Consider the following 13286-nt stretch of genomic DNA (forward strand, 5'->3'; position numbering starts at 1 on the left):
GAACCTCACTCGATGATCAACGGTCGCAGGGTTTGCCACAGCGCTGAACCCAGTGGCATTCCGCCCTGCCAGAGCAAGCGGGCACCGACACCGATCAGGATCAGCGCAAACGCCTGCTTCAGTCGTCGCGTCGGGAGCCGGTGCGCGAGTCGTGCGCCCACGGCGGCAGCGGGCACGCTGGCCGCGACGATGCCGACGAAGGCAGGCAGAAAAACATAGCCAATACTCGGCACGGGCATCGTGGCCTGCGACCAGCCTAGCAAGAGGTAGGTCGCCGTGCCGACGATTGCGATCGGAAATCCGCAGGCACCGGCCACGGCAACGGCTTCGGTCATTGGATAACCGTTACGCAACAGGTACGGCACGCTCAAGGTGCCTCCGCCGATACCGAGTACCGCCGATGAAAGCCCGATCAGTGTCCCGAAAGCGGCAAAGGCCGCGCCCGCAGTCGGGCGCATTGGGGCGCCGCGCCGCGTGTGACCCAAAGTCCGAACAGCCACCCACCACAGGAACAGGCCGAACAGCGACTTGAACACCGGCACCGGCAAATGTCGGGCGACCAGTGGCCCCACGATCGAACCGAGAACGAGGCCGGGCGCCAGACGCCAAACGGTGGGCCATGAGACCGCGCCTTGGCGGTGATGCGCGGAAACCGATGATATGGACGTGACGACGATGGTCGCCAGCGATGTTGCGACTGCCGACAGCATCACGAGAGAATCCGGGAACCCTTGACCTGGAAGCAACCAGGCGAGAAACGGCACGATCACGATGCCGCCACCGATACCGAACAAACCGGCCGCTAGACCGGCGATGGCCCCACAGATCAGGTACAGCAGCAGGGATTCCCACATAGACCGTTACGCCCCGATTAGAATGCTCGAATCCTATCAGGTATCCCTTCAATAACCGCAAGATGAAGCGCTATCTCGTCGGCGGCGCCGTGCGCGACCAACTCCTGGGGCGACCGATTTCCGAACGCGACTGGGTCGTAATCGGCGCCACGCCAGAGCAGATGATCGCACTGGGGTTCAAGCCCGTCGGCAAGGACTTTCCGGTATTTTTGCACCCGAAAACGCACGAAGAGCACGCACTGGCACGGACCGAGCGCAAAACGGGGCCAGGATACCGCGGCTTCGCCGTGCACACCGGCCCCGACGTCACGCTCGAGGACGACCTGCTCCGACGTGACCTCACCATCAACGCGATGGCAATCGATGAGAACGGCCGGCTGATCGATCCTTACGGAGGCCAGCGTGATCTCGAAGGCCGCTGCCTGCGCCACGTGTCGCCGGCATTCCGGGAGGACCCGGTCCGGATTCTAAGGATTGCCCGCTTCGCTGCCCGCTATGCGCCCCTCGGATTTACCGTTGCCGACGAAACCCGGCGCCTGATGGGTGACATGGTCGCGGCCGGGGAAGCTGACGCGCTGGTGCCGGAGCGGGTCTGGCAGGAAATGGAACGCGCGCTGGGCGAAGAGGCGCCTCGCGCCTTTTTCGAGACGTTGAGATCCTGCGGTGCGTTGCGCGTGCTGTTTCCGGAGATCGAACGCCTGTTCGGTGTCCCGCAACGAGCTGAGTACCATCCGGAGATCGACACCGGGTTGCATACCCTGATGGTGCTCGACCAGGCGGTCCGTCTAAGCCAAGATGCTTGCGTGCGCTTCGCGGCATTGATGCACGACCTGGGCAAAGGCACCACACCGCCGGAGCTAATCCCGCGTCATCACGGACACGAACAGCGCGGGCTCGCCCCGCTCCGCGATCTGTGCACTCGGCTCAAGGTTCCGAATGCCTATCGCAAACTGGCCGAGAAGGTCATGCTCCATCACGGGACGTGTCACCGTGTCTTCGAATTGCGTGCCGCGACGCTCGTCGACCTGCTCCAGCGCATCGACGCCTTTCATCGCGGTGACGATACCGAGAACTTTCTCCTGGCCTGCGAAGCCGACGCCCGCGGGCGTGCAGGTTATGAGGACCGACCTTACCCGCAAGCCGACTGGATCCGCGCAGCGCGCAACGCCGCCCGCGGGGTAAAGACCGAGGCACTGACGGGACGTGGGCTTAACGGCGAAGCCTTCGGACAGGCACTCCGCGAACTGCGCATCCGGGCCGTCCGCGCAGCCCGTCAAGATTTTCCCAGTCCCGCACATTGACCGCCGAGCGGAGCGCTAAGGCGCCCGTTTCAAGGCGCCTCACACGTTTCACTACGAAACACACCGAGACATTCGAACCCCCCTCTCTCGCGAGATCCCCAGCCCCGCGGCCTGCGGCCACCCGAGCCCGTGCTGCAACGCACGCCCCGTTGCCATTCCCTGGCACGGAAGTAGCTGGCATTCCGGTGCATCGCCACTACCCCAACCAACCGCTTCGATGAGCCGCACTGCAACGCCAGACACCCACAGCGCACCGTTCGTCGAATACAGCGGGGGACAGCGGCGATGACCTTGATCGTTGTCCTCTCGGCAGGGATCGGACTGCTGTTGGGGCTGCTCGGCGGCGGCGGCTCGATACTGACGCTACCCATGTTGGTGTATCTCGTCCACATGGAGCCCAAAGCGGCCATCGCGACCTCGCTGCTGGTCGTTGGGACGACCAGCGCGGTGGCCATGATTGGTCGCGCCCTGCGCGGGAGTGTCTGCTGGAAAACCGGCCTTTCGTTCGGGCTCGCCAGCATGCTCGGCGCCTACGCCGGCGGGCGTCTGGCCGAGTTCGTTCCGAGCGGCATCCTGCTGCTGACCTTCGCGATGCTGATGTTTGGGACGGCATTTGCGATGCTGAGCAGCAGCCGGCGGGCACCCGAAAGTGAGCTCGGAGGCCCGCTGTGTCCGGCCCACCTGCCGCTATTGGCCATCGCGTTCGACGGCATTCTGGTAGGCTGCCTCACCGGACTGGTCGGTGCCGGCGGCGGCTTTCTGATCGTGCCCGCCCTGGCTTTGCTCGGTGGGCTGCCGATGCAGTCGGCCGTCGGCACTTCGCTGATGGTGCTGGCATTGCAGTCTTTCGCCGCCCTCGCGGGACACAGCCAGCATGTCAGCATCGATCTCGATCTGGCCGGCATCATCGTCGGTGGGACGGTCGGCGGCAGCTTTCTGGGTGCGCTGATCGCGCGCTTCGTCAATGCAACGGCGCTCCGGCGCCTGTTCGGTCTGCTCGTCATCGCTGTGGCCAGCTATCTGGTCTATCGCGAAGCGAGCACCGACCTGCTGCAGGAGATTCGCAATCAACTGGGAGCCGAACTCATGACGCAGGCGGGAGCCCGTTTGTTCTGGGTCTGGGTCGCCGACGGGATCCTTGCCGTACTGGGCATCCTGAGCCTTGGCGTCTGGCTGCACGCACCCGCTCGGCCTACAGCTCGCCCTCGTAGCATGCAGCGTCCCGCCGACCTGAACCGGGCCGGCTCCTCGCTGCGAAGCGCTCTTGAATGACGGGAGTCATCGTCGAAGGGCCGGCCTGCTGCCCCCAACCGGCAACCTACTCAAGGACGATCCGACCAAGCGATCAGTTCAACCCCGCCACAGTCCTTCCGCTTGCGAGCCTCACCAAAAGCACGCCCCGACGGTGGCTCAGTCTAGTCCTTTGTCAAGCTGCGCGGATCCCGTGTAGTATCCGGGAGAGATGGCGCAAGCGGACCCGCCTGCCTGCTCGTCGGCGACGGCAGACGCTGCCGATCCACCCATAACCAAGTCGGAGAACCGAAACCCGATGATGAACATCAACGTCGCACCACGACTGCGTCCGAACTCGGTCGGAAGCCTGACCACGTTTCTTGTAGCCTTTGCTGCGTCGGGTTGCGCGACCATGGAGAAGGATCAGGTCACGGAAGTCGAACGAATGCTCATCGCTGCGGGATTCGAAGAGAAGCTCGCGGATACGCCCGAAAAATTGGCGCACCTCCAGTCACTTCCACAACTGGATATCACCGGGCACAAGGACGGCGACAAGCCCCGCTTTGTTTATGCCGACGCGACCTACTGCCAGTGCCTCTATGTTGGCGATCAGGCCGCCTACAAGCGGTACCAGGACTACGCGCGCAAAAATTCCAAGATGGACCAGCAGCGGCAACAGACCATGTGGAACCACGCCAACCGCATGCGCTGGGATATGTGGGGCCCGTATGGGGGCGGTCTGTAGAACTGTGGGAACACGGTTAGGCACGAACCGGCCGTGGGTCGGCCAAGGCGAGGGCAGCCAGCACGAACTTCCGGCATAATAGTTCCTCTGGGTATTTCGTCACACGAGGGATTCGAGGCATGGGCATAGAGAACATCCGGGGCGTGATCATCGCGGCAGCCGTGGCCGGTCTGATGAGTGGGTGCGCCGCAATCGAGCGCAACGAGGTCACCGACATCGAGCAGATGCTCGCGGCGTCGGGCTTCCAGATCAAATACGCTGACACACCGGACAAAAAAGCCCACCTCCAGACGCTGACCCAACTCAAACTGGTTCCGCACAACGAAAACGACTCGGTGCGTTTCATCTACGCCGACGCCAAATATTGCCAATGCCTCTACGCTGGTGACGGCGCGGCTTATCAGCGCTATCAGCAGCTCGCTATACAGAAGTCGATTGCCGACGAACAGCGGCAGGCGGCAATGATGAACGAAGACGCGGCGATGAATTGGGGCATGTGGGGCCCATGGGGCTGGTAACCGGGTCGCTGGTGAGGCGTTACGCCTGACCAGGCGCATGGGCCCGTTGCCGTTCCCGCGCCGCGGTCTTTACGTCATCACGCGCGATGGTGAGCCGCACGAGGCGCTTACCGCCTCGGTCACGAGCGCCTTGAAGGGTGGCGCCGCTGTAGTTCAGTTGCGCGAGAAGCGGCCTTCGGAACGGGCCCGCAAGGCCTCGCTTCTGAGCGGCATCTGCCGGGAATTCAACGTCCCGCTCATCATCAACGATGACGCCGAGTTAGCGGCCAGCATCGGGGCGGACGGCGTACATTTGGGCCGCGAGGACGTTTCGATAACGGAAGCCCGCGCCTTACTGGGCGCGCGGTCGATCATCGGCATCTCCTGTTACGACTCGTTGGCACGAGCCGAAGATGCGGCGACCCAGGGTGCAGACTATGTCGCTTTCGGCCGGTTCTTCTCCTCAGTCACCAAACCTCTGGCCTCTCCCGCTCATCTCGATACCTTGCGAGCCGCCCGATCACGGCTGGCAGTCCCGATCGTCGCGATCGGAGGCATCACGAAGAAGAATGGCGTGGAGCTCATCGAAGCAGGCGCGGATCTGCTGGCCGTGGTCGATGCCGTCTTCGGTGAAAACGACCCTGAGACTGCGGCCCGCAACCTGTTCTCCCTGTTCGCGCACTGAGTGAAAACGCCCGCGCGCCATCCCTCTCCGTCCACAAACCGTTTCCCCCTTGGGGCATGGATACCAAGGGAGCGGTAAGACTATAATCCGCCGATTGTTCAAACCCCAGCGTACGTAAAGGCACACATGGCAGCAGTCAATCCCCTCACGCTCGCGCAAGTCCCACACGACCACGATGTCGACCCCGGCGAGACACGGGAATGGCTCGATGCGCTGGCCGCGGTCATCGAGCAGGAGGGAATCGAGCGGGCGCACTTCCTGATCGAGTCCCTCGTCGAGAAGGCTCGCCGCTCGGGCGCGAACCTGCCGTACAAGGCGAATACGGCCTACCTCAACACCATCCCGCCGCAAATGGAAGCCCGCATCCCGGGCGACCAGGAAATCGAGGGCCGCATCCGTTCATACGTGCGCTGGAACGCGCTGGCGATGGTACTGCAAGCCAACCGCAAGTCGAGCGAATATGGCGGGCATATCGCCAGCTTCGCGTCGGCGGCCACGCTCTACGATGTCGGATTCAACCATTTCTGGCGGGCGCCCACCAAGGAACATGGCGGCGACCTGATCTACTTCCAGGGCCATGCGGCGCCGGGCATTTATTCTCGCGCTTACCTGGAAGGCCGATTGACCGAAGAGCAGCTCAAACGTTTCCGCCAGGAGGTGGACGGCGGCGGCCTGTCGTCTTACCCGCATCCATGGCTGATGCCGGATTTCTGGCAGTTTCCGACCGTATCGATGGGGCTTGGTCCCATCATGTCGATCTATCAGGCCCGCTTTCTGAAGTATCTCCAGAACCGCGACATCCTCAAGACCGAAGAACGCAAGGTCTGGTTTTTCGGCGGCGACGGCGAAATGGACGAGCCGGAATCCCGCGGTGCGATCGGCCTGGCCGGACGCGAGAAGCTGGACAACCTGGTCTTCGTAATCAACTGCAATCTGCAGCGTCTCGATGGTCCGGTGCGCGGCGACGGCAAGATCATCCAGGAACTGGAAGCGGAATTCCGCGGCGCTGGCTGGAACGTGATCAAGGTCATCTGGGGCTCATACTGGGATCCGCTGTTCCTGAAGGACCATTCCGGCCTGCTGATCAAGCGCATGGAAGAGGCCGTGGACGGCGAGTATCAAAACTATAAGGCCAAGGGCGGCGCCTACACCCGCCAACACTTCTTCGGCAAGTACCCCGAGTTGCTCGAGATGGTCGCCAACATGTCGGACGAGGACATCTGGCGCCTCAACCGCGGCGGTCATGACCCCCACAAGGTTTACGCGGCCTACCATGCGGCCGTGCACCACAAGGGTCAGCCGACCGTGATCCTGGCCAAGACCGTCAAGGGCTACGGCATGGGCCGCGCGGGCGAAGGCCAGAACATCACGCACCAGCAGAAGAAAATGAACGAGGAGGCGCTGCGCGCCTTCCGCGACCGCTTCAACATCCCGGTCTCGGATGACCGCCTGGCGGAAATCCCGTTCTACAAGCCACCCGAGGATAGCCCGGAGATGAAGTATCTGCAGGAGCGCCGGCAGGCGCTCGGCGGCTACCTGCCCGCTCGTCGCGAGCAGGCGCCGTTGCTGCAGGTACCGGATCTCAGCCTGTTCGAGAGCCTGCTGAAGAACAGCGAGGACCGGGAACTGTCGACGACGATGGTCTTCGTCCGCATGCTGACGATCCTGCTGCGCGACAAGAAGCTTGGCAAGTACATCGTCCCCATCGTGCCGGATGAGGCCCGGACCTTCGGCATGGAAGGCTTGTTCCGCCAGTACAGCATCTATTCGTCGGTCGGCCAGCTCTACACACCTGAAGACGCCGACCAGATCATGTACTACCGCGAGGACAAGACCGGGCAAATCCTCGAGGAAGGAATCAACGAAGCGGGCTCCGCCTGCTCGTGGATCGCCGCAGGAACGGCTTACAGCAGTTGCGGCGTGCAGATGATCCCGTTCTACATCTACTATTCGATGTTCGGCTATCAGCGGGTCGGCGATCTGCTCTGGGCCGCGGGCGACATGCAGGTACGCGGCTTCCTTATGGGCGGAACGGCCGGCCGCACGACGCTGGCCGGGGAAGGTCTGCAGCATCAGGACGGTCATAGCCTGCTCACGATGTCAGCGATTCCCAACTGCGTCAGCTACGACCCGACGTTCGCCTACGAACTGGCTGTCATTGTTCAGGACGGCCTGCGCCGGATGTATCAGGAAGGCGAGAGTGTCTTCTACTACATCACTGTCATGAACGAAAACTACGCGCATCCGGACATGCCGAAGGGATCCGAGCAAGGGATCATCAAGGGTCTGTACCAGATCCTCGACGCGGGAAAAAAAGCCTCCGTACAACTGCTCGGCAGCGGCACGATCCTGCGCGAGAGCATCGCCGCGGCGAAACTCCTCGACGACGACTTTGGCATCAAGGCCAACGTCTGGAGCGCCACAAGCTTTGGCGAGTTGCGGCGCGACGCGCTCGAAAAGGAACGCTGGAACCTGTTGCATCCAGACCAACCAAAGCGAATCAGTTACGTCGAGGAATGCCTGGCGCCCACCAAAGGCCCCATCGTCGCGGCAACGGACTACATGAAGACCGTGCCCGACATGATCCGCGCCTGGGTACCGCGCCACTACACGGTCCTCGGCACCGATGGCTACGGCCGCAGCGACGGCCGCAAGGCGCTGCGCCGTTTCTTCGAGGTTGACCGTTACTACATCGCGGTCGCCGCGCTTAAATCCCTGGCCGATGAAGGCCAGATCCCGGTGGAGAAGGTCACGGAGGCGCTGAAGCGCTACGAGATCGATCCGGAAAAGCCCAATCCTCTGACGGTCTAGGAATTCATCTATGGGTCGAGAAGCGGTGGTATCCGTTCCGGATATCGGTGACTACAAGAACGTCGAAATCATCGAGGTCCTGGTCAAGACCGGTGATGCGGTCAAGGCGGATGATTCACTGATCGCACTGGAGAGCGACAAGGCGGCCATGGAAGTACCATCCCCGTTCGGGGGCACGGTCAAGGAAGTGAAGGTGCAACTGGGCGACCGCGTCAGCCAGGGATCTCCGATTCTCACGCTGGTGGTCGAAGACGGGGACGCGCCGACTGCCGCGAGCGAACCGGCACCGGTAGCTGCCGCACCGCCAAAGCCCGAGCCCGCAGCGGAGCCGCCCGCTGCCGCCACGGCGCCCCCTTCCGCCCCGGCGGCGACGCCACAACCGGCTCAGGTTGCCGCCGCGGTAGCACCGCCGCCACCAACGACCACTCCACCTAGCGAGGGGGCGCCACCGCACGCCAGCCCGTCCGTACGGAAGTTCGCGCGGGAACTGGGCGCCGATCTCGCTCAGATTCGCGGAACCGGCATCAAGGGCCGGATCCTGAAGGAGGATGTGCAGAATTTCATCAAGCAGCGCCTCCAGCAACCGGAGCGAACCGCAGCGTCAGGCTTCTCGCTGCCGGAGCCGGTCGAGATCGATTTCTCGCAGTTCGGCCCGGTGGACCGGAAGCCGATGTCCCGGATCAAGAAGCTGTCGGCCGCCAACCTGCATCGCGCCTGGGTGGGCATCCCACATGTCACCCATCAGGACGAGGCGGACATCACCGACCTGGAAGCCTTCCGCGTGTCGCTCAAGCAGGAGGCCGAACGGCGCGAGGTCAAGCTGACGCTGCTGCCGTTCATCATGAAGGCCGTCATCGCGACACTGAAGGCCTTCCCGAACTTCAATGCGTCTCTGGCGGCCAACGGCGAGGAACTGATCCTCAAGCAGTACTACCACCTCGGCTTTGCCGTCGACACCCCCGATGGGCTCGTGGTGCCGGTGCTACGCGATGCCGACCGTAAGAGCGTCTACGAAATCGCCGCGGAACTGGCCGAACTGGGCGTGCGCGCCCGCAATCGGAAGCTCCGCAACACCGATCTGCAGGGCGGTACCTTCACGATTTCCAGTCTGGGCGGCATCGGCGGCACGTCGTTCACACCCATCGTCAACGCACCCGAAGTCTCGATTCTGGGTGTTTGCAAGGCCCAACTGAAGCCGGCCTACCAAGGCGGCCAGTGGGTACCGAGACTGATGCTGCCGCTGTCGCTGTCCTACGATCATCGGGTCATCGACGGCGCCGAAGCCGCGCGCTTCGCCGCAACCCTGGCGCAATTGCTGAGCGACCTGCGGCGCGTACTGCTCTGATCTCTTGCTCGTTGCGGAGTCGTGGCTCCGCAACGAACGCGTCCACGGCGGTCACCGACTTCCTGCGGCAGCACGCGCAGCCCGAATTAAGGCCCGGCAGGGACAACACGAACTCCTCCGAGATACCATCGCACCAACGCTAGAGAGCACCATGGCCACCGAATCCTCCGCCACTACACTAGGGAATAGTCTGCATGCCGAGGTCGTCGTGCTCGGCGCCGGACCGGGCGGCTACACGGCCGCGTTTCGTGCTGCCGACCTCGGCAAGCGCGTCGTGCTGATCGAGCGCTACGCCGCGCTTGGCGGCGTGTGCCTGAACGTCGGCTGCATTCCGTCGAAGGCCCTGTTGCATGTCGCACACGTGATCCACGACGCCGAGGAAAGCGCCCCGTTCGGCATCCGTTTCGCGACGCCGGAAATCGATCTCGACAAGCTGCGGGACTGGAAGGGCCGTATCGTCAAGACCCTCAATACCGGTCTGGCCGGACTGGCAAAGCAGCGCCAGGTCACGGTCGTGCATGGCCTGGGCAGCTTCGTTTCGGAGCGGGAAATCCGCGTCGATTCGCCCGAAGGCGCAACGACGATCACCTTCGACCACGCGATCATCGCGGCCGGCTCCACGCCGGTGAAGATTCCGGGCTTTCCGTACGATGACCCGCGCCTGATGGATTCGACCGACGCACTGGAACTCAAGGATGTGCCGGCTCGGCTGCTGATCGTCGGCGGCGGCATCATCGGCCTCGAAATGGCGTGCTTCTATCACGCGTTGGGCTCGAAGATTACCGTTGTCGAGTTGATGGACCAGCTCATTCCGGGCTGCGACCCGGAACTGGTGAAGCCGCTTGCGCAGCGGATCCAGAAGCAGTACGAGAACATCTTCCTGAAGACGAAGGTCAGTTCCATTCAGTCCGAGGAGGCCGGTCTGCGGGTGGCTTTCGAGGGCGAAGGGGCGCCTGCGTCCGATCTGTTCGACCGGGTTCTGGTCGCCGTAGGAAGGAAGCCAAACGGCGCGATGATCGGGGCCGCCAGCGCCGGCATCCATGTCGACGAACGCGGGTTCATTCCGGTCGATGACAAACAGCGCACCAATGTGCCGCACATCTTTGCCATCGGTGACGTGGTCGGAAACCCGATGTTGGCGCACAAGGCCACGCACCAGGGTAAGGTCGCTGCGGAAGTGATCGCCGGACACCCCAGCGCCTTTCAGGCCCTGTCTATTCCATCGGTGGCCTACACCGACCCTGAAGTCGCCTGGATGGGGCTTTCCGAAGCGGAGGCCAAAGCGCAGGGGATAGAGTTCGAAAAAGCCGTGTTCCCGTGGGCTGCCAGCGGACGTGCGCTGGGCATGGGGCGGCGCGAGGGGCTGACCAAGATGATCAGCGACAAGGCCACGAAGCGTTTGCTCGGCGTCGGCATGGTCGGACCGCATGCCGGTGACCTGATCGCGGAAGCGATGCTGGCACTGGAGATGGGAGCCGACGTCGAGGACATCGCGCTAACTATTCACCCGCATCCGACCCTGTCCGAGACCTTTGCCTTCGCTGCCGAGATGATCGAAGGCTCGATCACCGATCTGTACGTCAAGAAGTAGCGCCGCTTCAGGCCGCGCGGTCGGACTCGGCCGCCGGCCTGCCAAAGCTCCGGGGCGTTCCGTTCCAGGGCGCGATGAAGAACAGCAGCAGCATGCCCGGGGCCGCCGCCATGAAACACAGCCAGAAGAAGCGCTCCCAGCCCAGCGCCTCGACGTGGAACAAGGTCAGCCCACCCAGCTTCAGATCCCCCCCCTCGACCAGAAATCCGGTGAAGGCATTGGCCAGCGTCCGCGGCGTCGCGGCCAGACTCGTGAACAGCGCGAACTGGGTTGCGGTATAAGCCGGATTCGTCGTGCTGGCGATATAGGCCACGAACGCTGCGGTGCCAAGCCCGACGCCGAAGGCTTCGGCCCCGATAACCGACGCCAGACCTACCAGCGTATGCCCTGCCGTCGCCAGCCAAGCGAAGCCGAGTATCACGAGCGCCTGCAGCGTGCCAAAGACCCACAACGCCCGGTGCGTGCCCAGGTAGACCATCCAGATCCCACCGAAAATGCCGCCGGCCACGTTAGGCCACAAGCCGGCATGTTTGGCGATCATGCCGATCTCGGTTTTCGAGTAGCCCATGTCCAGGTAGAAGGGCGTGACCAGCGCGGTCGCCATGCTGTCGCCCAGCTTGTAGAAGAAGATGAAGGCCAGCACGGTGAGAGCGGAAACCCAGCCGTTCCGGCCGACGAACTCCCGAAAAGGCTCGACCACGGCGCGCCGCAGGGTCGTCGGCGCCCGCTGAGCGGCCTCAGGTTCGCGGACGAGCAGCGTCAGCAGCAGACCAGGCAGCATGAACAAGGCGGTAATCCAATAGACCGTCTGCCATGACAGGTGATCCGCCAGAACCAGCGACAGCGAACCCGGAATCAAACTCGACACCTTGTAGGCATTCACGTGGATCACGTTGCCGAGACCCTGCTCGTCATCCCGTAGCAGTTCGCGGCGGTAGGCGTCAATCGCAATGTCCTGTGTCGCGGAGAAGAATGCGACGACGACGGCGAGGGCGGAAATAGCCGCGAGATCCGGTTGTGGCGCGAACCAGCCGAAGGCCGGCAAGGTCAGCGACAAGCCCACTTGCGTGACGAGCATCCACGAGCGACGTCGACCGAGACGGAAACCGTAGCGATCGCACAGCGGCGCCCACAGAAACTTCCAGATGTAAGGGAACTGGACCAGCGCCAGCAGGCCGATCGCCTTCAGGTCGACGCCACCCTCCCGGAGCCAGGCCGATAGCAGACTGATCAGCACGAACAACGGCAGACCGGAGGAAAACCCGGTCAACACGCAAATCAGCATGCGCCGGTTCAGCAAGGCCTCACGCGGGGAATGGGTAGTCATAATCGATGGTCAGAGGGGCGTGATCGGAGAATCGCTCATCTTTGTAAATGGCCGCTGAACGGATACAGTCCCGGAGCGACGGCGTCACGATCTGATAGTCGATCCGCCAGCCCACGTTCTTGGCCCAGGCTTGCCCCCGATTCGACCACCAGGTGTACTGATCGGGCTCAGGGTTCACGGCACGGAACGCATCGACCCAATGCTGCTCGTCGAACACCCTGTCCAGCCAGGCACGCTCCTCGGGCAGGAAGCCGGAGTTCTTTTGGTTCGAACGCCAGTTTTTCAGGTCGATCGGCTTGTGCGCGATGTTCCAGTCGCCGCACAGGACGTAATCACGACCGGACTGCATCAATTCGGCCATGACCGGCAGGAAGCGTTCCAGAAAGTCGAATTTGACCGCCTGCCGTTCCTCGCTGGACGAACCGGATGGCAGGTAGAGCGAGACGACGCTGAGCTTGCCGAAACGGGCCTCCAGATAGCGTGCCTCGCGGTCCATGTCCGGCCAGCCCAGCCCCTGGATGACCTCATCCGGTTCGCGCACGGCATACAATGCGACGCCGCTGTACCCTGGCTTCTCGGCGTCCAGGTAAAAACAGCTCAAACCTTCCGGCCAGTACAAGGGATCCGTCAGCTGATGCGTCTGCCCCTTGATCTCCTGCAGACAGATGACATCGGCATGCTGGCGCGGCAGCCAGTCGAAAAAGCCTTTGCGGGCACCCGCCCGGATGCCGTTAACGTTCAACGTGATAATACGCATGCTCTGGCTAAAGAACCGAAATGGCGGGGGCAATCAGTGCGAGACGTCGGTGGCCGGAACAGCGATTACCGTGTCCGACCCGGTTTGCTTGATGCGTAGCGCTTAGTCAAGTAGACTTAAGGGCTTTTCGCGCCAGCCCA

Annotated in this window: 11 protein-coding genes; 8 read left to right on the forward strand and 3 right to left on the reverse strand. The window is 63.0% G+C overall.

Translation table 11 applies throughout. The features are described from left to right. Positions 1 to 5: 5 nt before the first annotated feature. Positions 6 to 854, reverse strand: a complete 849-nt coding sequence (locus tag ACW73L_RS13900; RefSeq protein ID WP_129883760.1) for a sulfite exporter TauE/SafE family protein — start codon at positions 852 to 854, stop codon at positions 6 to 8. 62 nt (positions 855 to 916) lie between these two features. Here ACW73L_RS13900 and ACW73L_RS13905 point away from each other — a divergent pair, with 62 nt between their 5' ends. From ACW73L_RS13905 to lpdA, 8 genes are all read left to right on the forward strand, one after another. Next, positions 917 to 2155, forward strand: coding sequence for a multifunctional CCA addition/repair protein (locus ACW73L_RS13905; protein ID WP_498922811.1), 1239 nt, complete (start codon positions 917 to 919; stop codon positions 2153 to 2155). 285 nt (positions 2156 to 2440) lie between these two features. After that, positions 2441 to 3427 carry a sulfite exporter TauE/SafE family protein gene (locus ACW73L_RS13910; protein WP_498922813.1) on the forward strand — a complete coding sequence of 329 codons (987 nt, stop codon included), beginning with the start codon at positions 2441 to 2443 and terminating at the stop codon, positions 3425 to 3427. Positions 3428 to 3707: 280 nt separating this feature from the next. Continuing rightward, on the forward strand, positions 3708 to 4133 hold the full coding sequence (locus ACW73L_RS13915) for a hypothetical protein (protein WP_498922815.1): 426 nt from the start codon (positions 3708 to 3710) through the stop codon (positions 4131 to 4133). 119 nt (positions 4134 to 4252) lie between these two features. Beyond that, positions 4253 to 4651: a hypothetical protein gene (locus ACW73L_RS13920; protein WP_498922817.1), complete on the forward strand. Its 399-nt coding sequence runs from the start codon at positions 4253 to 4255 to the stop codon at positions 4649 to 4651. 37 nt (positions 4652 to 4688) lie between these two features. Further along, positions 4689 to 5315, forward strand: coding sequence for a thiamine phosphate synthase (gene thiE, locus ACW73L_RS13925; protein WP_498922819.1), 627 nt, complete (start codon positions 4689 to 4691; stop codon positions 5313 to 5315). A 126-nt stretch (positions 5316 to 5441) separates the two neighbouring features. Then, entirely contained in the window at positions 5442 to 8126 is a 2685-nt protein-coding gene (gene aceE, locus ACW73L_RS13930) for a pyruvate dehydrogenase (acetyl-transferring), homodimeric type (protein WP_498922821.1), read from the forward strand. A 10-nt stretch (positions 8127 to 8136) separates the two neighbouring features. After that, positions 8137 to 9471: a dihydrolipoyllysine-residue acetyltransferase gene (gene aceF / locus ACW73L_RS13935; protein WP_498922823.1), complete on the forward strand. Its 1335-nt coding sequence runs from the start codon at positions 8137 to 8139 to the stop codon at positions 9469 to 9471. Positions 9472 to 9622: 151 nt separating this feature from the next. Beyond that, a complete protein-coding gene (lpdA, locus tag ACW73L_RS13940; protein ID WP_498922825.1) occupies positions 9623 to 11062 on the forward strand; it encodes a dihydrolipoyl dehydrogenase in 1440 nt (479 codons plus the stop codon). A 7-nt stretch (positions 11063 to 11069) separates the two neighbouring features. On the opposite strand, the gene ACW73L_RS13945 is transcribed toward lpdA, so the two are convergent. Beyond that, positions 11070 to 12389 (reverse strand): AmpG family muropeptide MFS transporter, encoded by a 1320-nt coding sequence (locus tag ACW73L_RS13945; RefSeq protein ID WP_498922827.1) that lies wholly within the window; start codon positions 12387 to 12389, stop codon positions 11070 to 11072. Beyond that, positions 12367 to 13146, reverse strand: coding sequence for an exodeoxyribonuclease III (locus ACW73L_RS13950; RefSeq protein WP_498922829.1), 780 nt, complete (start codon positions 13144 to 13146; stop codon positions 12367 to 12369). Before ACW73L_RS13950 ends, ACW73L_RS13945 begins: the two co-directional genes overlap by 23 nt. Between the last annotated feature and the right edge of the window lie 140 nt (positions 13147 to 13286).

The organism is Methylolobus aquaticus, assembly GCF_054172105.1.